Here is a 20,155-nt window from a genome sequence, read left to right as displayed (position 1 = left end):
AGTAATTACCTCACCGAGGGCGGGCCGCCGTCGCTCACCACTCCGGCGATGAGGTCGCGGACGAGTTCCGCCGCCTGGGCGCGGGCCTTCTCAGGCTCGTCGGCCTCCGTGATCGTGATGGAGAGCTCCGTGAGCGCGCCGTAGAAGGCGCGGGCGACCAGAGCGGCGGGGTGGGGCCGCATACGGCCGGCGTCGAGTGCGGCGTCCACGATGTCGAGGACTATGCCGCCGAGGTGGAGCTGGTCCAGTTCGCGCCACCGCTGCCAGCCCAGCGCGATCGGCCCCTGCTGGAGCACGATGTGCCGGTAGACGTGTCCGGCACAGATGTCGAGGAACGCGTCGACCGCCCGGTAGGCACGCTCGCGGAGATCGGCCACGGGGGCGATCGCCGCCCGGATGTCCCGGGTGGCCTGGCGCTCCAGCTCCTCGAAGACGGCCTCGAAGAGTCCGGGTTTGCCGTTGAAGTGGTGGTACAGCGCGCCCCGCGTCAGCCCGGCGGTGCGCACCAGTTCTTCCGCGGAGACGTCCGCGTAGTCCCGTTCGGTGAAGAGGCAGAGCCCTGTGTCGAGCAAGGTGCGGCGCGTGTTCTCCGCGTATCTCTCGCGCAGCGTTTCCATACACCATGGATATCACATACGCTGCGTATGTCAGATTCACTCTGAATGAATGGTGGCGGCGATGGAGAAGGCAGTGGACGTCGCGGTCGTCGGAGCCGGTGTGGCGGGCCTCGTAGCCGCCCGGGATCTCGCGCGCAGTGGAGCGGACGTCCTGGTCCTGGAAGCACGGGACCGCGTCGGAGGCCGGCTCCTGAACGCCGAACTGCCCGGCGGCGCGCCCATCGAGGTCGGCGGGCAATGGGTCGGCCCGACCCAGCGTCACGCCAGGGATCTGATCAGGGAACTGGGACTGCGGACCTACCCCACCTACGCCGACGGTGAGCACATCGGCGAGTTCCGCAGCACCCGCGTCCAGTACACGGGCCGGATCCCCCAGCTCAGCCCGCTCGTCCTCGCCGACATCGGACAGACCCAGTACCGGCTGGACCGCATCGCCCGCCAGGTCGCCGCCGCCGAGCCCTGGCGAGCGCCCCGGGCCGAGGAACTGGACCGCCAGACCTTCGGCACCTGGCTGCACCGGACAGCACGCACCCCGGGCGGCCGGGCCTTCTTCCGGCTGATCACCGAAGCGGTCTTCTCCAACGGACCGGAGGACATGTCCGCGCTCTGGGCCGCCCACTACGTCGGCGCCGCCGGCGGCCTCGACCAGCTGATCAACGTCGTCGGCGGAGCCCAGCAGGACCGCGTCCTCGGCGGAACGCAACGCATCGCGCTCGAACTGGCCGAAGAACTCGGCGACCGGATCGTCCTCGACGCGCCGGTCACCGACATCGACTGGCGGCCCACGGCGGCCTCCGGCGTGCGCGTCACCACCCGCAGCGGCCCGACCGTCCGCGCCCAGCGCGCCGTCGTCGCCGTCCCGCCGCCGCTCACCGCCCGCATCCGCTACACCCCCGGCCTGCCCGGCGACCGCGACCAACTCGTCCAGCGGATGCCGATGGGCCGGGTCATAAAGGTCAACATCGCCTACGAGGAACCGTTCTGGCGTCACGCCGGCCTCAGCGGGCAGGCCAACAGCACCCACCGCCCCTTCGGCACCGTCCTCGACAACACTCCTCACGACGGCTCGTGCGGCGTCCTCGTCGGATTCCTCGAAGGACGCCACGCCGACACCGGCTCACGCATGGACCCCGACGAGCGCCGCACTCAGGTCATCAACGACCTCGCCGGCTACTTCGGCCCCGAGGCCCGCGACCCCATCGCCTACATCGAACGCGACTGGGCGGAGGAGGAATACAGCCGCGGCTGCTATGGGGCCTTCGCCGTACCCGGCGCCCTCACCCGCTTCGGCCCCGCCCTGCGCCGCCCGGTCGGCCCCCTGCACTGGGCGGGCACCGAGACCGCCAGGCGCTGGACCGGCTACATCGACGGAGCCGCCGAATCCGGCCATCGCGTCGCCGAGGAGATCCTCCCCGAGCTCTCCTGACCCCCGGCACGCGGGCGAGGCCGGCACTCGCGAGCACACCGGCGTCGTGGTGCACCTCGTCACCGCGGCCGGATCGGCGGGCCCCAGGCCGCGGTGACGGCTCCGTCGCCACGCGGGACGGAGCCGCAACCTGCGCCCGTGGCCAGAACTCTCGCCCTACGCCCTCTGGGTCAGCAGACCGGCGTTGATGACCTCAGCGATGAGGGTGGCGCCGCGGCTGTTCTGGTGGATGTGGTCGGTCGTGAGCAGGAGACCGCGCCGCCGCGAGATCGTGTCGAGGCTGCGGCGCAGCACCGCGTGCTGGACGAGGACGCCGACGGCCGCTGCGGGCGTCACCTCCCGGTAGGGGGTCGGCGGCGGGTCCGCTCGGCGCAGTTCCTCGGTCTGACGTTCGTGGAGCGGAAGGTAGGCCACGCCGTTGGTGGCGGCGACCTCGGCGATCATCCGGCTGTACGCCCGCGATGCCTGTGCCGCTGCTCCGTCGAGTTGTTGGCCGAGTACTGGTAGCGACAGCAGACCGATCGTCGCGTCGGTCTCCGCTCGCAGCCGTGCGACGACGGTTCCCAGGCACTGTTGGAACCAGCCGGTCGACGGGCGGTCGGGGAGCTGTTTGCGCTTCATGGCCTGCTCGACCGGGTATCCGGCGAGGCTCGATCGGGCGTCGTTGGTCCCGATCAACACGGTGATCACATCGGGTGGGTCCGTGACGACTGCGTCGACGCGCTGCAAGAGGTTGTAGGCGAAGTCGCCGTTGGCGCAGAAACGGGCGAGCCGCACGTCGCCGGCAGGGTGGCGCTGTCCGAGAAGACCCAGGTAGTCGACGCTGAACTGCGCGCGGGTGAGGCTGTCGCCGAGGCACGCGATACGTGTCGTCACGGCGCTTCCTGCGGGCCGGGCGTGCCGACGCGTTCGGTCGGGCGGGGGCCGGTCCGGGGGCGGTGCTCGGTGCCGAGGGTCGCGGTGATGGACAGGAGGGACGTCGGCCCCTCCATGTCGACGGCGTGCCATACCCCGGCCGGGTTGATGGTGGCCTCGCCCGGCCCGAGCAGAACGCGGTCGCGTACCCCGTCGATGTCGCGGGTGACCGTCACGGACCCGCTGAGGCAGACGACGAGTTCGTCGCCCGCGGGGTGGTTCTCCCAGTGATCGCCGGGTCCGTCGCCGTCGAACATCATCACCATCCGGCCCTCGGCGCCGTCTGCCACGACCGCGGCGCTGTAGGCCTGGAGCACCTCCGGATCCCAGGTGAAACCCTCGACGGGATTGGCTCTCGACCCCAGCCCGAGGTGTACGGGGGTGGTCCGCAGGTCCATGGCATCGCGTTCGTGGTCACTGATTCTCATGCCGACGATCGTCCACCCCGGCGGTCGGGCGGTCTTGAAGAAATGGGAAGAGAAGCCGACGCGAAGGGCGGGCAGTTGGCGGCTACCCGGCTCCGAGGAGGACTTCGCCGCGCCGCCATGCCGTCGGCGACCGGCCCGTGAACTCGCGCCAGTCCCGGACGAGATGGGCCTGGTCGGCGTAGCCGGTGATAGTCGCCACGTCGATCCACGGGAGCGGGTCCTGCGCCGCCGCCAGCTCGTGCGCGTGCTCGAAGCGCAGGACCCGGGCGGCGGTCTTCGGCGACAGGCCCACCTCCCCTTGAAACCGCTCGGTGAAATACCGACGGCTCCAGCCGAGTTCGGCGGCGACCGCACCGATCGGGACGCGCCCCCGGGCGGCGACGAGGCGACGCCACGCCTCGGTCACCTCGGGGCGCACCCGGCGCACATGGCCGCCGCGGACGCCACGGTCGACGGCTCGCAGAAGCAGTTCGTCCAACGCCGTGAACCGCGCCGCCCACGTCGTCGCCGATCGGAGCCGGCCGACCAGCTCGACGGCAAGGGCTCCGAGAAGCTCGTCCAGTGGGACCAGCCGGTGGGCGAGCTCGGCGGCGGGCATGCCGTAGACGGCCCGGGCCCCCAGCGGTGTCAGCGACACCTGAACGCCTTGCTGGCGTCCGTCGTGGTGAATCGCGACGGATCGGCGCATCAGACCGCCGGCCACACTGCCGAATCGGCTGACCGGTGCCCCGTCGTCAACGCCCGCCGCCACCTCCAGAGGATCTGACAGGCTTATCACCGCGGTGAGCGCGCGGCTCGGCGGGCCGCAGTGCACCCCCGTCGGGAGCCCGCGGAGGTCGAAGCCGACATACGAGTCGACGTACTCCCGCAGGGCGGGCGCCGGCCGCGCACCGATCTCGACTCCGGTGGCCGTGTGGTCCTCCATTCTCGCCAGTGTACGAGCCGCCCTCCCCCGGGAGATCACCATCCAATGACTGCTCAACGGCGGCTTGCGCGGCTGAGCGCCGGAGCGGTCACGGCTTGCGGACGCAGGTGAACAACTCCTGAAGAACGCCGCGCATTCAATCCGCCGGAGCAGGGGGCGGAGAGCCGCCCAGGGGATACTGACCGGTCGCCGCGGTGGCAGCCGTGAGGCGAAACGCGGCGCTGTTGCCGATCTGCGTGGTTCCCTGCTGGCCGTTGACGCTCCAGCGCAGTGTGGCTCGCCAAGAGCAAGAACGGGAGCGGGCCTGCACGTCGAGAACGAAGTGCTCGAGTTCGCTCTCGGAGACGTAGAAGGGGAACTCCGCCGGCTCGGGGTCCGGTCGTTCTTCGCCGGTCTTGCCGTACGGCGTGACGGTAGGGCCGCCGGGAGCGTCCAGAATCACCCGGAAGTGGCGCGAGGGCAGCCCTCCGGCTCCGCGCTCAAAGACGTGGGTACCCGGGACGGGGTCCTGGCAGTCGGCGGTCACGTCCATCCCGTGGAGTGTGACAGCTTTGGGCGAGCCTCCCTGGAGATTGAGCTTGAGTACCTGCTGACCGGCTGATACGGCGCCGACCCGCTTTTGCCAGTCGGCCCACTGGGACAATGAAGCGTGACCGTCTGTGGAGGCGCCAGGAAGTGGATCGACGTCCGCCACTTCCTTGTCGGGGAGGATCCAGCCGGCGGTCGTGTAGGTGTAAGGGCCGAGTGCCACGACCTTCAGCTCGTGCGCGGCGTCCTGGAAAGGGTTGAGCCGCTGGCCGATATCGGTGAAAGTGGGCGCCAGCGGGCTGGTCAGGCTTGCCAGAATGAGACCGCCGGCCACCGTCAGGATCGTGGTTTTCACGCCGGCCGACCGTCGCTGCCACCATCCCGGAATGCCTGTCGGCGGAGGGACGAACGGTGGATACGCCGGGGGCGGCGGAATGCGCTCCGGGCTCGCGTCGGGCCCGCTGAACTGTGCGTCGCGTTCCATGGCCCCCCTGTCACATCAAGACTGCGGGTCGTTTTGCGGATACGTTCCGAGGTCGAATCCCGCGCGGACACTTTCCGAACTGGTGGCGCAACAACGCTCCGTTATCAGGACAGCGCCACGCAACGCTTTCCGTCCGGCGGAACGGAGTGACCAGATCTACCAGGAGGCCCTGGTACAGGCGATGTCAGCGTGGCTCCTGGCCACTCTGAGTGCCACCAACCCATTCACGCACTGCGGTTGGCTCCCCCCAGCCTGTTTCCGGGTGCATATCGCAGTGCTTTTCGGGCCGACATCGTATCCCTTACTCGTCAGGTAGGCCGTGCAGTCACCCGTTGCGGCCTCACTTGTTCCGGGGGCGGCGACCAGCCCGAGGCCCGCGGCAACCGCCATGGCTGTCACCGCACAGCACCTGCGAAACGACGTTGTCTTCATGCTCTCCCCAAACCGCTCGGCCGTACGCGCGTGAATTGTCGCTGCCTACCCGCCTTCGCCTTCTCCGCCCACCGTTCTGCGACTCGCACCGAAGGCCGGGGCCGCGGCCGTGAGCACCCGATCCCATAATCAACGCACCGCAGATTATTGTCAACGCTGCGTCGATTCTGTTCGCCGGCCTGACCGGAGCACCGGGCAACACGTTGAGACGGAAGCCGTCTTCACCAGCGCGGCCCCTGGCGTCGAGCACACGGACACTCGTGCCGAACCGCCTCTCGTGCGGTCGGCACGGGGGCGTAACCTCTGCTGGCATGAGCAAGCAGGCCGACGGGCGTTCGGTGTCTGAGGGTCGGCGCCGCACCAAGATGAGCAAGGGTGACCTGCGGGAGCAGGCGCTGTTGGATGCGACCGAGGAGCTGCTTCGGCGGTCCACGGTCGCCGAGATGACGATGGAGGCTGTCGCGAAGGAGGCAGGGATCACCCGATCCGCCGCCTACTTCTACTTCGCCTCCAAAGAGGACTTGGTGCACGCCGTCATCGAGCGCGCCACCCGATACATCTATACCGGTATCGAGGCCTCCGCCAAAGCCAGTGACAGCACCGGATTGCAACGTGCCATCGATGTCCAGGTCGACAACTGGCGCCGGCACGGTCACATCTTCCGCGTGGGTGTCGAACTGTCGACCCGGTCTCAGTACAGGCAGGTGTGGGTCTCCCTCATGGAACACGGCATCGACCTGGCATGCCAGGCGGTCGCTCACGACCGGGCACGCGGATTGGTCCACGGCGATCCCGAGCAGGATCGCGCCCAGCTCGATGCCATCGCCTGGATGGGTGAGCGAACCTGCTACCTGCTCTTCACCCGCGACCACAGCGACGCCGAGGAAGAACAACTGCGTATCACTCTCAGCACCCTGGCCCACCGCGCACTCGGCTACATCGCCACGGACTAGTCCCGGTTCCAGGCCCGTACGCGGCCCTGCACCGCAGTGCGAAAGCCCTGGTCGGCTCTTCGGCGAACCTCACGCGACAGCCACGCCGGGCGACGACTGGCCAAGGCGATCGGCGGCGACCCCGGAGCGACTACAGCCATGCCTCCGTGGCCATGCCGCCCGCATGCACCCCGCTTCGCGTACGTCCACGCCTGTCCACGCCTCCAACACGCTCTGGACAAGCACGGGTGCGGAGACCAGCACGGACGTCAAGACCTTCCGGAGTCCTACTCGGTGGTCATCGGCTCCTCGGCGGCCGTGACGACAACCGCCAGGTCTGCGCCCGCCCGGAGGAGTGCCACGGTCCGCATGGCGATCTGGTCAAGACGCTGTTGCAGGATGCGTCGCGTCTCTCCCAGGCCCTCGAACTGCCGCAGGGAGCCCATGGTCTCGCGCACTGCGGGAATGCCGTAGCCCGCGCTGCGCAGGGCCGCGACGATGCGTGCCGCCCTGATGGCTGGCAGATCAAATCGGCGCGCTCGCAGTGACGTCACCCGGTCGGGGGCGACAAGCCCTTCCTGCTCCCAGTACCGCAGGGTCGAGGGCCGCACATCAAGCGCCTTGGCGAGCTCCGTGATGGTCATCGCGTCGCTCTCCTGCTCGACGTCGGGTGTGTTCGCTTCGGCCTGGATCGCACGCAACGCTCGTTGAGCACGCAGGGCCTCCTCGCGTTCCCGCGCCAGCCGGACGTGGACCGCGTTGATCGCCGAGGCCGCCTCCGTGATCGTCTGGGTTCGCAGTTCCGCGAGCATCTGCCGGGCCGTGGCGGGCCCCACCGCACCTGCGACTCCTCGGTAGGCGCGCAGGGCGTGCACGTGCGACGACGTATAGGACCGGTAGCCGTTGCTCGACCGAGCGGCCGGGGGAATGACTCCCAGCCGCTCCAGGTCGCGAACCTGTTGCACCGAGTACCCCGACTCCTCGGCGATCTGAGCGGTGCGAAGCGGCACCCGTCGTGAACGGCTCGCCGTCTCATCCATCGGCAACCCCACATAAGCACTTGAAGGTGATGCTTTAACCATGAGTATGGAACAGATCATCGCGGCGGTGCGAGGCTTCGACGGGGCGCTCGTGGTCATCCCGGAGCCGGGCGGCGACTTCCCCGAGATGGCGTGGGGAGATGCGTTCTTCTACTACGCCCCCGACGGCCAGATGCCTCAGAACGTCCAGCCTTACGGAACGATCACCACCAAGAACTACCCTGACGACACCACTTGTGACCTTGACCCTCCGGGCCGCTGGCGCGTGAACATCCGCGTCGACCGTGTGACGTTCCGGGCACTCACGGGGGAAGAACCGCAGAGCCTCACCCGGCCTCGTGATTACGCAGCCGCCGACAGTCTGTTGCCACACCCGGTGTACGGGGCGATCGGCTGGATCTGTGTCGTCAACCCTGGCGAGAGGACAGCGGACACGCTCGTGCGGCTTCTGCGCAGCGCCCACGACGCCGCTCGGACCAGGCACACGCGGCGACACGGGCCTGCGGCCGACGGGGCAGTTGGTGACGACGAGGTTGGCCACCGCAGCTCGGCTCCGTAGTTCCCTGGCTGGGTGTCGTTCACCGGCTGGTCGACGCGGCCGAACAGGGCTCGCGCCCTCGCCATGTGTTTGCACCCGAAAACCTTGCATCCGGGCAGCAGGTGAAATCCCTCCAGGACTTCGCCGCCTACCTTCACCTGCTGTGCGCGGACTGCGAGGCGGCTTGCCACCGGCACGATCCCCACGCGCCCGCAGCACGAGGCTGGACCAACCGGTCCGTCGACGACTTCCTCTGGGCCCTGGTTCGGCTTCTGGAAGGCCGGCTCGATGGCACCGACCTGCTGTACGACCGTCCCTCTGGTCACCCGCCGCCACGCTCAACGGCTGGGCCGCATGCAATTGTGCGTCTGAAGACGGGAGTTGGGGGCATGCGGACGGTAGGAGACCGGCTGCCTTGAGACCAGATCCTGAAGCGACCGATCCGAAGGAGCGAGAGATGACCACGCAGTACGGCAACCAGCCGACCGGGCAGCACCACCCCCCGGCCAAGAGCGGTGCCAGCGAGAACGTCCTCAGCATCATCGCGATCGTGCTGGGAGCGATCGGCCTTCTCTTCCTGCCGATCGTGTTCGGCCTCGGTGGGCTGGTCCTGGCCCTCATCGCCAAGTTCGCTCGACACGAACGGCTCTCCACCATCGCCCTGATCGTCAGCGCCGTCGGACTGATCGGCGGCATGGTCCTCGGCGCCATCGTCGCCAGCTAGCGGAATCCAACCCCCTGTTCGGCTATACCTGCCCCGGGAGGCCCTGGGCTTCGTCCCGTCCGCCCTCCGACGAACATACGAAGATACAGAGATACGGACACGGGGAGGAGGGCAGATGTCGTGATGCCCCTCCTCCCCGTCAGTCTCGCCGGAGCCCCTTCTATGGCCGGGGCCCGGCTCCTCCAGGGGGACGGTTAACGGTGGTGCCCGCCGCGATTCCAGGACTTGGTGTCCACGGTGTGGTGGCGGTCGTTGCGCAGGACGGCCTTGTCGGCGTGGTTGTCCCACATGTAGTCGCGGCGGTCCTGGTAGAGGTGGTCGTGGGTGTCGCGGCCGGTGCCGGTGTGGACGCGGAGCGTATCCCCGCCGGCCAGGCGTACGTTGCGGAAGCGGTAGCGGTTGCCGTCACCGTCCCGCAGCGTCCAGCCCTTGAGGTTGACCGTGTGGCGGGTGTTGTTGGTGATGTCCACCCATTCGGCGTTCAGCGACCGGTTGGTGTGGTTGTCACGTCCGGGGCTGTCGGCCTGCACGGCGCTGATCTCCACCCGCGGATGCCGGTGATGGTCCCGGTCGGCCGCGGTGGCCGGCAGCGCCGCGGCACAGACCACGGCGCCGGCGGCGAGGGCCACGGCAGCGAAACGGTGGGCGGTCGATGAAGCAGACATGAGTGATGTCCCCTCAGAGGCTGGGCCCGGGCAGCCGACAACGGCCGGCGGGCACGTTGGCACGTCTCCCCGACCCGGTGCGGGCCGAGAACCCACACTGTGAAGCTGCCGTGACCGTTGTGGCGGACCGGCGACCACCAGTTACCGATTACGGACAATTCCGTGACCCTTGCCTGCACTCACCACGCACCTCTTGCGGGCGTGCACCTGACACCCCGTGAGCACTACACCGACCCGCTGAACGATCAACGGCAAGCGCTTGCCCAATCCGGCGCACCTCCGGTGACGCCATCCAGCGCATCACCCGAACGGCCCCACACGCCTTGGTAACAACCGTTCTGCGCCCTTCCTCGCACACGCCGCCCCTGTTCGCACAGAAAGACGAACAGCGCGGACCGACAAACGTCGGCATTCACGCCGGCTCGCCACGCGCCCGGGCAGCGGGTCCGACCCGGCTCGGGAACGGAACACCCCGCCATGCGAGGCGCGGCGGGGCTACTCGGCGGTTCCGTCCTGATCCGGCGGACCTGCCGCGCGGCCCGCTGGCCCGGTCTGAGGCGAACCTCGCAGCCATCAAGGTGCCGCGGACGCTGGAGCGCGAGAACCGCGGCACCACCGGGGATGAGGCGCGCGCCCCGGCCCGCTGGTCGGGGTGGGCCTCGGTGCCGACCGTCTTCCTCGACGGGCCGGGCCCCGACGAGCCGATCCACGCACCCGGCGGGGACCGTGAGGGCGGCTTCGAGACGGACCACGCCGCCTGGGAGTCGTACTCCCGGGTGCGCGGTGAGCTGCGGGACCTGCTGGACCCCTTCGAGTGGCGGTCGGCGTCCCGGGCCGTGCGGGGTGGACTGCCTCCCTCGAAACCCAGGAGAAGCTCATCGGCCACCCCTGATGACCCGCCGCACACACGGGAGCCCCTGGGGGCGGACGGTCAGCTCAGCCGGGCGTCGGCGTACACGGTCATCGCATCGCGCTGGTAGACGGCGAGTCCGTCGGCGATCTTGTCGAAGTTGGCCCGCATCTGCGGGTCGTCGACATAGGTCTGGCCCACTCCCTTGTACGCGGCCGCGCTCGGGGTCCAGAACCGGCAGATGCCCTGGTAGTTGGCCTCCACCTCGGCCTGTACCGCAGGGTCGGACACCGGCGTGCCGGCCACCATGAACTCCGCCATGCGGATCATCTGCGCCGTCACCTCACGCTGCCAGCGCTCCATGTCCTCGGAGGTCATCGCGTCGACGGCCTGCCGGGACTGCTCCCATGCCTGCGGCCACCGCTCCCGGACCTCGGCCTCGGCCTCGGAGGGGGCCTGGAACCCCTCGAACAGGTTCTCCGGCTTGTTGATCTTCGTCATATTGTCCTTGCCCTTGCCTTCTTCCAGTTCGGCGATGGTGCGGCCGACCGTACGGGCGAGCGTCTCCAGCCGGTCCCGTTCCGCGAGCAGCCGTTGGTGGTGCGCACGGAGCGCGACCACCTGGTCGAGCTGGCTGTCCAGGACCGCCTGGATCTCGCGCAGCCCCAGGTCCAGCTCCCGCATCAGCAGGATCTGCTGCAAGCGCAACAGATCGGCCTCCTCGTAGTAGCGGTGCCCGTTGCTTCCGATCCATGCGGGCGGCAGCAGGCCGATCTCGTCGTAATGCCGCAGCGTCCGCGACGTCACCTTGGACATCCGCGCCACCTCCGCGATCGACCAGGCCATTGTCGGTGCCTCCCTCGCCGGGCCGGTCTCTCCGGCCACACACATGACCGTAGAAGTTGCCGCAACGGAAGGCGCAACCCTGAAACCCCGTCCCGTGGTCTCACGGTTTTCGGTGGCCCGATGCAGGGGCCGTGGTTGGCCCGCTTCGCCCTTGTCCGGGATGCGGCGTGCAACAAAGCTGCCTTGGGGCATCGCTGGTCAACGGCGGCCAATGGGGTCAACGGGGGTAACCGTGCTGCGCATCCATTTCACCGGCACAGACCTGGAGAGCGTCGGGTTGGCACGAGGCCCCGACCCGCTGTGGGAGATCGTGTGCAGCCTGTGCCGCCTGCAGACCCGCGAGGGCGCCATGGCCTTCGGTCCCTGGCGCCTATGGGTCGGCGGGCTGGTCCGCCAGGGCGGGGCGGCCAGAGAGGCGGCGTCGGCGCTGCGCACCCTGGTGCCGCGTGCCGCCTACTTTCCGGACTTCCTCACCCCGCATGTCGAGGACGGTCGCAATGATCTGCAATCGGGTATCGACCGGGTGCTCGCCACACCGCGGCGCCGTCTGCGTCATGAGCTGGCTCTGCTGTCGGCAGGCGGTGGACAGCCGTGGGCGGGGGCAGAGCTGGCACGCGGTGACGTCACGACGGTGAACGCGCTGGGCGGAAAGCTGCGTACGTACTACCAGGAGTTCATCGCTCCTCTGGGAAACCGTATCGGCACGGCCACGGCAGCCGACGTGGCCTGGCGCACCCGTGTCCTGGCCGATGGCGGGACGCGGGCCCTGCTGAACAGCCTGCGGCCGATGGCGGTGTGGGAGCCACCGGTGCTGACGGTCGACTATCCGGTCGAGCGTGATCTGCACCTGAACGGGCGAGGCCTGTTGCTGGTCCCCTCGTACTTCTGCTGGCAGCGCCCGATCAGCCTCGCCGACGACCAACTGCGGCCGGTCCTGATCTATCCGGTCGACAAGAGTCCCTCATCGGCAGCCGCCCCCTCGGCGTCACTGTCGCGCATGCTGGGCTCCGCCCGCGCCGCGCTCCTGTCCGAGGCCGCCGCCCTCACCTGCGCCACCACCTCCGAACTCGCCGACGCGACGGGATTGTCCCTGCCGAGCGCCAGCCAGCAGTTGGCCGTACTGCGAGACGGCGGACTCGTTGCCTCACAGCGTGATGGCAAGCGCGTCCTGCACACGGCAACGCCTTTGGGGCTTCGGCTCCTCGACGGTTGCTGAGAGCCCACCCGCCGCTTTCCGCAGGCGAACGCTCCTGGGGTGCTGACATTTTGGCTGGGGCCAAAACCACACGCGCCTGTCCCCGCGGCCGTCGCATGCTGCTGCGCGAAGCACCACACCGCCCACCACACCAGGGAGATTCCGCATGAAGCAGCTGAAGCGCCTCACAGCAGCACTCGCCTCCGTCGTCCTTGCCGGCACCGGACTGGCACTGTCGACCGCACCGGCCTCGGCCGCCCAGGCCGAGCCCGCACAGCGCTCCAGCACCATGACCCTCCCGGAGACCAGCGCCGTATCCCCCGGCGTCGTCGGGGGCGGCGTCGCCTACCGGTACACCAACGACGGCACCCCGACCAACTGCGCACAGGGCGCGCTCTGCCTCAGCGTGTGGGACTACAGCCGCAATCAGTGGAAGGTGTTCTCGTTCGTCAACTGCCGCGTCTACAACATCGCGAACTGGGAAGGCGAAGGCTACTGGGAGAACAACCAGACGCCCCGTGGTCCCAGCGGCCCCAAGGGGAAGTTCTACACGGGCGCCAACGGCACCGGCTCATACGATGTGACCAATGCTCCCTACTCGTACGCGAAGTACACCAGGGGGTGGACCCCCATCAACAGCGTGAGGCCCTGCTGACAGCCCGGTACAGACCGCTGAGTCCCAGCGGTTTCAGCGCCGCGGGCGCGCGGGCGCGCGGGCGCGCCGACCGGTCACGGGCGTGTCGTCTCTGTGTCTCTGCGTCTCTGCGTCTCTGTGTCCGGCGTTTCCCGGGTCACCGGGAAACGCCGGACACAGCCCCGCACGACGTCAGGGTTGTGCGGTGACGGCTTGGGCGTGGAGGCGTTCCAGGGCGTCCAGGACGATGGTGTGCCAATGCCAGGAGAGCCAGCGTCCGACGTCGTTCGCCGTCTCCGAGAGCCACGAGCGCGGCGCACGCGATGCGGACGCGGCGCTCACCGCGCTCCTACCGGCTGTGACAGGGCTCGCTTCAAAGGGGTTTGAACCTGGCGCGGTCACGATCTCCGACACCGGTTCGCGCGGCTCCTGTTCGACACGGTCATCGTGCCGCCGAACAGGCCGCCATCCTCGGCATCGGCGCCACCGTCAAGCGCCCGGTCGTCATCAACCACCCCGACCTCGGCGAGACCAACGCGGTGCGTGACACGATCTACCTGTCGCTCTCCTACGACCACCGCCTGGTGGGCAGCGCCGACGTCGCCCCTTACCTGACCGCCGTCAAGGCGATACCGGAGGCCGGCCACCGCTGAGAGGCCTGGCTCCGTGAGCCGGGAGGCGAGGACCAATGGCCTGGTGAGCTGCTTCAATGCCCGGGTGAGCCATGACATCCACTTTCTCCGCGTCTTCTGCGACGCGAACGGCAACCACGGCAACGTCCTGGGCGTAGTGCGCGACGGCCGCGCCTTCCCCGACGAGGAGGCCAGACAGGCCCTGGCCCGAGGACTGGGGCTCAGCGAAACGGTGTTCGTCGACGACGCCCACCGGGGCATCGTGGACATCTATACGCCCGGGGTGCGGCTCCCGTTCGCCGGATACCCGCTCGTCGGCGTGGCCTGGCTCCTCGGTCTGGACAGGCTGGAGCTTCCTGTGGGGAGCATCCCTGTCCGCCGTGCCGACAGCTTGACGTGGATCAGTGCGCGAGCGGAGTGGGTGCCGCCGCGCACGCTGCGACAGTACGCCGGCCCGCGGGAGGTCGACGCGTTGGCGGTGCCGGAACCGGGAGAGTGGGTGTATGCCTGGGCCTGGCAGGACGAGGCCGCGGGCCGAATCCGAGCCCGAGGCTTCCCGGGCCGTGGCGACGGCATCGACGAGGACGAAGCCACCGGAGCGGCAGCGCTCCTGCTCGCCGACCGGCTGGGGCGGGCTGTAGCGGTCACCCAGGGCAACGGGTCGCAGATCATGGCGGCCCCCGGCCCTGACGGGACGACTCATATCGGCGGACGAGTCTGCACCGTAGACAATCCCGCGCACTGAGCTGCAGGTCAGGGCCCCCGGGCGCCTGGACTTCATCGCGACCCGGCGGCGAGTGGCCCGGCTGTGCCGGGTCCAGCCGCATGCTGCGTCACTTGTCGCCGCCGACTGCACGCATCGCCCCGCAAGGATCAGTAGGGTCGTTGGCGTGCGTGATCCACGGGTGATCCTGATCGGCGGGACGTCGAACGTCGGGAAGTCGACCGTTGCCCGATCGGTGGCGGAGAAGCTCGGGTTCGAGTTCCTGAGCACCGACGGGCTGGCCCAGCACCCTGGGCGACCTTGGAAAACCCCGGAGTGGGCGGTGCCGACGCACGTCGTCGAACACTACAGATCACTCACGGTTGACGAACTGATCACGTCTGTTCTCTCCCACTACGAGCGACTGTGGCCCCGCATCGAAGACCTCATCACGGCCCATGCGACCAAGCCCACGGCAGGAAGGGCCTGGTCCTGGAGGGCTCGGCACTCTGGCCCGTCCGCGTCGCGGGGATGCGCATCCCGCGCACGGCCGCCGTGTGGCTCACCACCGACGACTCCGTAGTACGCGCCCGCATTCACGCGGCAGGCTGCTATGAAGCAGCCACAGACGAGGAACAACTCCTGATGGACAAGTTCCTGGCCCGCACTGAGCGCTATCAGACGCTCATGATCGATGCCATCGACAGACTGGGCCTGGATCGCATCGACGCGGGCAGCGGACAGTCCGCCACAGAACTGGCTGACACCGTGCTCGCGGCAGTCGACGCGCAGACCGCGGCGGGACGGTCAACCAGCGGCTGGTGACCACTCGTTTGAATGATGGTGGCCGTCAACAGCCACCATCATCGCTTTGCCCCATGAAGACCCACCACAGGCACCGTGGGGGTCCAGCCGACGGCCGGGCGGGCGGTCCTTTCCTACCGCCTCGCCCTTACTCGGCAGCGCTCCCGTCCCCGTACGGCAGGGTGCGCGCCAGGCCGACAGCTCATTGGATCAGGTCTGTGTGTGGATGCTCGGGGGACCTCGGGCACACATAGATCTGCATGTTGTCCGTGCTGCCTACCTCCACCCTCGTCGGCTGCGAGGGATACCGGCCCGGGCCGCGTGCGTCGGCGTGGGCGGCAGCCTGGTCTTCCTGCGGCGCCCAGCTGCGGCCCTCACCGCCGCTCCACTCCCAGGAAGCGATCGTCAGCAGCGGGACCATCTGCGCCTCGCACACAGCGCAGTGCCGGCGGTACGGGTCGGTGCGGCCCCAAGGGGGCCAGCCACCGACCTTCCAGCCGGGTGCGTTGCCCAGATGAATGGAGTAGAACTCCCGCGGATACTGCGCGTAGAAGCTGTCCACGTCGGCGCCGGCCGCCTGCCACCTGTTCCAGTCCTCCAGCAGTCGCTGCAGCTCCGGGCTCAGATCCAGGCTGTTGGGGTACTCGGTGATCGCTTCCGGCGCCAGCACGCACGGCTCTGGCACATACCCCGGATAGTCCGCCTCGTACGGTTCCGGCGGTGTCGCGAGGATGTCGTCGACCTCCGCGGCCGACCGCCAGAACAGCGCGGTCGCCGGCTTGCAGTCCGGTTCGTGTTCGTACGGGCACCAGAGAACCTGGAGCAGATCGGCCTGCCCGGGCGGCCGCAACAGGGGTATGTCACACAGGAACAGTTGGGCCACTGGCAACAGCGGGACCGGGCAGTCGGCGGGAAAGGGTGGGCCGGCGTCGAGCCGCTCAGCGAGCCGTGCGGCATCCCGCTCCTTGAGCGCTTCCTCCTCGGGCGTGTGCGCGGGAGGCCGGTCGTCAGGGCGCCACCGCGACTGCAAGCGTCTCTGGAGCCGCACGTCGGTCAGTGACTCACGGAATCCGGTGTCCATGTGCAGGTGCACGTCCTCGCAGTGCGGCCACGGCTCCCCTGCCGGCCACAGCAACGGTCCGCCGACCGAACTGTCCCTGACCGAAGGCGACCCCGGACGTGGATGCAGCCGGATGGCAGGGCGCGCCAACGGGGCCAGCTCGGGAAAGACCGCAGCCACCTGGACGGGTCGCGGCGGAGTAGTACGTACGAAATCCATGCCGGTGATCCTGCCACCAGCCACTGACAATGCCCGTCTACGCGGCGACGACCACGTCTCGGCCCAACGGTCACGCCGGCCACAGTCGTTGACTCCGTCCGCCGGTGACACGGAGTCCGCGCTGCCCGCCGATCGGACGGCGGAGCCGGCATCCGCCGAACCGGCGGTGCGGCGTCGCGCCACCGGAAGTTGATCGTTCGAGAATTCCCGCACTATGATCGTGCGATATTTCCCGAACGATTGGAGTGGCGCGATGGCCGCGGCCCGCACGTACCACCATCCCGAGGCGGCCGAGATCGCGCTCCCGCGCGTGCTGTTCGCCCTCAGCGAGCCCCTGCGTCTGACGATGGTGCGCATCCTCGCCGAGCGCGGGGAGGTCGACAGCCTGGAGCTCGGCCCCGACCTGCCGCGTTCGACGCTGACCCACCACACGAGCCTGCTGCGCGAATCCGGCGTCGTCTTCGTCCGAGCCGAGGGGCGCAAGTGCATGATCCGGCTGCGCGACCAGGACCTCGAGGCCCGGTTCCCCGGCCTGGTGCGGACGATCCTGGCCGGTTACAGGGACGAGGGCGTGGACGAGGGCAGGGGCGTGGCCGGGGACGAGGGGGATGCCTCGTGATCGGGAAGGTCTGGCCGCTGGTCATCGCCGCGGTCTCCCTGGGGATCGACGCCTACGTACTGGCCGGTGTCCTGCCGGACATGGCCGACTCCCTGTCCACCACGGCGGGGGCGATCGGCATGGGTGTCACCGCGTTCACCGCCGCCTACGCGGTCGCCGGCCCATTCCTCTCCCGCCGACTGGCCGGCCGATCGACCCGGACCGCACTGCTCGTCGCGCTCGGGGCGTTCAACCTCGGCAATCTCGCCACCGCGCTGGCGCCCACGCTGGGCGTCTTCCTGGCCTCCCGCGTCGTGGCGGGCGCCGGGGCCGGCGTGCTCACCGCTGTCGCCACGGCGACGGCCGGAGCCCTGGTGGCCGACCACGAGCGCGGGCGCGCGATGGCGCTGGTGCCCTTCGGCCTGTCGACCGGAACCGTCGCCGGTGTGCCGCTGGGCATGCTGATCGGCGACCTGGTGGGCTGGCGCGGGACGATGGGCTTCGTCGTGCTCATCGGCGTGCTGAGCATGCTCGCCCTCGCCCTGCGCTCCGGCACGCTGCCGCAACTTCCCGCTTCCCGCCGCTCCGACGGCAGCGCCGTCCTCAGAAACCCCCGCGTCGCAGGGGGCATCGCGCTCTCCTTCATCCTGGGACTGGCCAGTCTCGGCCTCTACACCTACCTGCTGCCGATGGCCGACGAGAACGGCCTGCACGGCTGGGGCTTCGCGCTCGTCTGGGCCTGGGGCGTCGGCGGCGTGCTCGGGTCCGGGCTGATCGGCCGACCGCTGGACGCACTGGGCCCCCGACGGCTGATGCCCGTCGTGCCGGCGTTCCTCCTCGCCTCATTCCTTGCCGTCTGGCTCTTCGACCATCCCGCGGCCTGGGTGATCGCCACCGCGGTGTGGGGTGCGAGCGGCTGGATCAGCGTGCCGGTCCTGCAACAGGCACTCATCCGTGACCACACGCAGCAGGCCATGACCGTCGTCGCCTTCCAGATGGCCGCGATGTACCTCGGCTCCGCCGCCGGATCAGCCCTCGGCAGCGCCCTTCTCTCCGGAGGCGTCACAGCCGACGCCCTGCCGGGATGGGCCGCACTCGTCGCCGCCGGGGGCCTGGCGCTCGCGGTGCTGATCACCCGGCTCACGCCCCGCTACGCACCCACCACCGCGCCTGACGCCCCCGCCACACGGACATCGACGCCACAGCGCACACCGGCCGATTCACCGTGCCCGTAACAGCCCGGGCGACGAGGAATCCGGCCCGTCGCCCCTGGCCCCGGCCGATGTGCGCGCATGAAGATCTTCCGTGCGGCCCGACCACGTCACGCGCCGTCGCGGCTCACCGCGCAGGGCCATCGCGTCGTACGCCTTTCGCGGGAGTCGGCGGTGCGCGCCCTGGAGGCGCGATGACCTTCGGGGCGCGCGGCAGGCGTTCGGGTTCAGGCGTTGTAGCCGCCGTGGGCGTCCAGCACAGCGCCCGTGATGTACGACGCGTCCGGGCCGGCCAGGAAGGCGATGGCCGCGGCGATTTCGTCGGGGTGCCCCATGCGCTGCAGGGACAGGGAGCTGACCAGGGTCTTGAGGGTCTCGGGGTCCGGCGGTCGCATGCCGCCCTCCATCAGTCCGGCCTCCACGACGTTGGCCGTGATGTTCCGGGGCCCGAGGTCGCGTGCGGCGCCCATGGTGTATCTCTCGATTCCTGACTTGGTCGCCGAGTAGTCGGCAAGGCCGGGGGCGCCGACCCGGGAGCCGAGTCCGGAACTCACCGTGATGATGCGGCCGCCCGTGCGCAGCACTCGGGAGGCGGCCCGGATGACGGCGATCACGCCGAGGTAGTTGGTGGCGTGCATCCGGTCCAGTGCGGCGGTGTCGGCATCCGGGTCGTCCACCATGCCGGCCACGGAGATCGCCGCGTTGTTGACGAGGATGTCCAGGCCGCCGAAGTGCGCGACCACGTCGTCCATCAGCGCCGGCGCCCGGCCCGTGTCCGCCTGGTCGGACTGGAAGGCGACGGCCTTGGCCCCCTTGCCTTGCACCTCGTCGACGACGGCCTGCGCCTGCTTCTCGGAGCTGACGTAGGTGAAGGCGACGTCGGCGCCCTGCTCGGCCAGTAGCCGTACGGTCGCGGCTCCCAGCCCGCGCGACCCCCCAGTGACCAGGGCGACCTTGCCCATGAGTGGCTTGCTCATTCTTCTCACCTCGTTGATTGGCCTTTACCGGCTGTCGCAACATTAATTGTTACGACGGCTTGTTGCAACCATCATTGTTACGACAGCGTTGTCGTAACATGGGGCGTCGCGGCCGGGAGGAGGGCTTCATGAGTGCCAACAGCAGGCTGACCATCGCCGCCCACGCGCTGGCCTGGATCGGTCTCTACCAGCGCCAGGGCCATGAGGTCGCCACCTCCGAGCAGATCGCGACCAGCGCGAACACCAACCCCGTGGTGATCAGACGACTGCTCGGCGAGCTGCGCAAGGCCGGGCTCGTGCAGTCTCGGCGGGGCGTGGGCGCGGGCTGGTCGCTGGCGCGCGAGCTGGAGTCGATGACCCTGCTCGACGTGTACGAGGCGGTGGAACCCGGCCCGCTGTTCGCGATGCACCGCACCACCCCGGACCAGGGATGCGTGGTGGGTCACGGCATCCAGCCGGCGATGCAGGGCATCTACGAGGGCATCGAGGAGACCCTGCGACAGGAGCTGGCCCGCGTCACGCTCGAGAACGTGCTCCGGGACGTACTCGCGGCCCCTCGCTAGCCCTCCTGTTGCGCCCTGACTTCACCAGGATCCCCATTGCTCCCCAGGCCGGTGAACAGCCCGGCAGCCGGTCAGGCCGTAGACGGTGCCGGTGCGGCCGATGAGGGTGGCGGCGCGGGCGCGGCAGCGGGCCTTCGTGTGAGTTTCATGTGAGGACGCCGCCTCGCAGCAGCGGACGATCCGATCGGTGCAGGTCACAGGCTTTTGAG

General features: G+C 69.3%; 21 protein-coding genes and 2 pseudogenes. 13 read left to right on the top strand and 10 right to left on the bottom strand.

The features are described from left to right. Window positions 1–5: 5 nt before the first annotated feature. Window positions 6–617 carry a TetR/AcrR family transcriptional regulator gene (locus tag DCW30_RS35675; RefSeq protein WP_076688137.1) on the bottom strand — a complete coding sequence of 204 codons (612 nt, stop codon included), beginning with the start codon at window positions 615–617 and terminating at the stop codon, window positions 6–8. A gap of 61 nt (window positions 618–678) precedes the next feature. On the opposite strand from DCW30_RS35675, the gene DCW30_RS35670 reads away from it, so the two are divergent. Then, the gene (locus DCW30_RS35670) at window positions 679–2,043 is read left to right on the top strand and encodes a flavin monoamine oxidase family protein (RefSeq protein WP_076688136.1); all 1,365 of its coding nucleotides are present in this window, start codon (window positions 679–681) and stop codon (window positions 2,041–2,043) included. Window positions 2,044–2,199: 156 nt separating this feature from the next. Here DCW30_RS35670 and DCW30_RS35665 read toward each other — a convergent pair whose 3' ends face one another. From DCW30_RS35665 to DCW30_RS35650, 4 genes are all read right to left on the bottom strand, one after another. Beyond that, window positions 2,200–2,919 carry an SGNH/GDSL hydrolase family protein gene (locus DCW30_RS35665; protein WP_076688135.1) on the bottom strand — a complete coding sequence of 240 codons (720 nt, stop codon included), beginning with the start codon at window positions 2,917–2,919 and terminating at the stop codon, window positions 2,200–2,202. Continuing rightward, on the bottom strand, window positions 2,916–3,386 hold the full coding sequence (locus DCW30_RS35660) for a cupin domain-containing protein (RefSeq protein WP_076688134.1): 471 nt from the start codon (window positions 3,384–3,386) through the stop codon (window positions 2,916–2,918). The genes DCW30_RS35665 and DCW30_RS35660 overlap by 4 nt, the downstream gene beginning before the upstream one ends. A gap of 82 nt (window positions 3,387–3,468) precedes the next feature. Beyond that, window positions 3,469–4,311 (bottom strand): helix-turn-helix domain-containing protein, encoded by an 843-nt coding sequence (locus DCW30_RS35655; RefSeq protein ID WP_076688133.1) that lies wholly within the window; start codon window positions 4,309–4,311, stop codon window positions 3,469–3,471. Window positions 4,312–4,447: 136 nt separating this feature from the next. After that, window positions 4,448–5,194, bottom strand: a complete 747-nt coding sequence (locus DCW30_RS35650; protein WP_076688132.1) for a hypothetical protein — start codon at window positions 5,192–5,194, stop codon at window positions 4,448–4,450. 872 nt (window positions 5,195–6,066) lie between these two features. Here DCW30_RS35650 and DCW30_RS35645 point away from each other — a divergent pair. Then, entirely contained in the window at window positions 6,067–6,708 is a 642-nt protein-coding gene (locus tag DCW30_RS35645) for a TetR/AcrR family transcriptional regulator (protein WP_076688131.1), read from the top strand. 266 nt (window positions 6,709–6,974) lie between these two features. On the opposite strand, the gene DCW30_RS35640 is transcribed toward DCW30_RS35645, so the two are convergent. Further along, a complete protein-coding gene (locus tag DCW30_RS35640; RefSeq protein ID WP_076688130.1) occupies window positions 6,975–7,727 on the bottom strand; it encodes a MerR family transcriptional regulator in 753 nt (250 codons plus the stop codon). A 46-nt stretch (window positions 7,728–7,773) separates the two neighbouring features. On the opposite strand from DCW30_RS35640, the gene DCW30_RS35635 reads away from it, so the two are divergent. Together DCW30_RS35635 and DCW30_RS35630 are read left to right on the top strand one after the other, a co-directional pair. Then, complete coding sequence (locus DCW30_RS35635; protein ID WP_076689817.1) at window positions 7,774–8,286, top strand: DUF6194 family protein; 513 nt, start codon at window positions 7,774–7,776, stop codon at window positions 8,284–8,286. A 436-nt stretch (window positions 8,287–8,722) separates the two neighbouring features. After that, the gene (locus DCW30_RS35630) at window positions 8,723–8,989 is read left to right on the top strand and encodes a hypothetical protein (protein WP_062770136.1); all 267 of its coding nucleotides are present in this window, start codon (window positions 8,723–8,725) and stop codon (window positions 8,987–8,989) included. Window positions 8,990–9,183: 194 nt separating this feature from the next. On the opposite strand, the gene DCW30_RS35625 is transcribed toward DCW30_RS35630, so the two are convergent. Beyond that, entirely contained in the window at window positions 9,184–9,654 is a 471-nt protein-coding gene (locus DCW30_RS35625; RefSeq protein WP_076688129.1) for a lamin tail domain-containing protein, read from the bottom strand. A 578-nt stretch (window positions 9,655–10,232) separates the two neighbouring features. On the opposite strand from DCW30_RS35625, the gene DCW30_RS35620 reads away from it, so the two are divergent. Next, complete coding sequence (locus DCW30_RS35620) at window positions 10,233–10,634, top strand: hypothetical protein (protein ID WP_076688128.1); 402 nt, start codon at window positions 10,233–10,235, stop codon at window positions 10,632–10,634. Here the strand turns inward: DCW30_RS35620 and DCW30_RS35615 are convergent. Continuing rightward, on the bottom strand, window positions 10,586–11,350 hold the full coding sequence (locus DCW30_RS35615; RefSeq protein ID WP_076688127.1) for a MerR family transcriptional regulator: 765 nt from the start codon (window positions 11,348–11,350) through the stop codon (window positions 10,586–10,588). The genes DCW30_RS35620 and DCW30_RS35615 overlap by 49 nt on opposite strands. Window positions 11,351–11,582: 232 nt before the next feature. Here DCW30_RS35615 and DCW30_RS35610 point away from each other — a divergent pair, with 232 nt between their 5' ends. The 5 genes and pseudogenes from DCW30_RS35610 to DCW30_RS35590 all read left to right on the top strand — a co-directional run bounded on the left by DCW30_RS35610 (window position 11,583) and on the right by DCW30_RS35590 (window position 15,339). After that, window positions 11,583–12,566, top strand: a complete 984-nt coding sequence (locus DCW30_RS35610; protein WP_076688126.1) for an ArsR/SmtB family transcription factor — start codon at window positions 11,583–11,585, stop codon at window positions 12,564–12,566. 145 nt (window positions 12,567–12,711) lie between these two features. Next, a complete protein-coding gene (locus DCW30_RS35605; protein ID WP_076688125.1) occupies window positions 12,712–13,200 on the top strand; it encodes a hypothetical protein in 489 nt (162 codons plus the stop codon). 376 nt (window positions 13,201–13,576) lie between these two features. Next, window positions 13,577–13,832 (top strand): annotated as a pseudogene (locus tag DCW30_RS35600) (2-oxo acid dehydrogenase subunit E2); the annotation flags it as partial. Window positions 13,833–13,896: 64 nt separating this feature from the next. Next, window positions 13,897–14,556 carry a PhzF family phenazine biosynthesis protein gene (locus tag DCW30_RS35595; protein WP_079250449.1) on the top strand — a complete coding sequence of 220 codons (660 nt, stop codon included), beginning with the start codon at window positions 13,897–13,899 and terminating at the stop codon, window positions 14,554–14,556. Window positions 14,557–14,716: 160 nt separating this feature from the next. Then, window positions 14,717–15,339: pseudogene (locus DCW30_RS35590) on the top strand (AAA family ATPase). A 181-nt stretch (window positions 15,340–15,520) separates the two neighbouring features. Here the strand turns inward: DCW30_RS35590 and DCW30_RS35585 are convergent. Continuing rightward, the gene (locus tag DCW30_RS35585) at window positions 15,521–16,597 is read right to left on the bottom strand and encodes a YwqG family protein (RefSeq protein WP_076688124.1); all 1,077 of its coding nucleotides are present in this window, start codon (window positions 16,595–16,597) and stop codon (window positions 15,521–15,523) included. Window positions 16,598–16,850: 253 nt separating this feature from the next. Here DCW30_RS35585 and DCW30_RS35580 point away from each other — a divergent pair, with 253 nt between their 5' ends. Both DCW30_RS35580 and DCW30_RS35575 read left to right on the top strand, forming a co-directional pair. Then, a complete protein-coding gene (locus tag DCW30_RS35580; RefSeq protein WP_076688123.1) occupies window positions 16,851–17,216 on the top strand; it encodes an ArsR/SmtB family transcription factor in 366 nt (121 codons plus the stop codon). After that, window positions 17,213–18,430, top strand: a complete 1,218-nt coding sequence (locus DCW30_RS35575) for an MFS transporter (RefSeq protein ID WP_076688122.1) — start codon at window positions 17,213–17,215, stop codon at window positions 18,428–18,430. Before DCW30_RS35580 ends, DCW30_RS35575 begins: the two co-directional genes overlap by 4 nt. Window positions 18,431–18,633: 203 nt before the next feature. On the opposite strand, the gene DCW30_RS35570 is transcribed toward DCW30_RS35575, so the two are convergent. Beyond that, on the bottom strand, window positions 18,634–19,383 hold the full coding sequence (locus DCW30_RS35570) for an SDR family NAD(P)-dependent oxidoreductase (protein ID WP_076688121.1): 750 nt from the start codon (window positions 19,381–19,383) through the stop codon (window positions 18,634–18,636). A gap of 128 nt (window positions 19,384–19,511) precedes the next feature. On the opposite strand from DCW30_RS35570, the gene DCW30_RS35565 reads away from it, so the two are divergent. After that, window positions 19,512–19,946, top strand: a complete 435-nt coding sequence (locus DCW30_RS35565; RefSeq protein ID WP_076688120.1) for an Rrf2 family transcriptional regulator — start codon at window positions 19,512–19,514, stop codon at window positions 19,944–19,946. Window positions 19,947–20,155 lie beyond the last annotated feature (209 nt).

The sequence above is a fragment of the Streptomyces alfalfae genome (genome assembly GCF_004127445.1).
Taxonomy (GTDB): domain Bacteria; phylum Actinomycetota; class Actinomycetes; order Streptomycetales; family Streptomycetaceae; genus Streptomyces; species Streptomyces alfalfae.
Note: the sequence above shows the minus strand (reverse complement) of the source record. Positions and strands in the feature narration are given on the sequence as shown.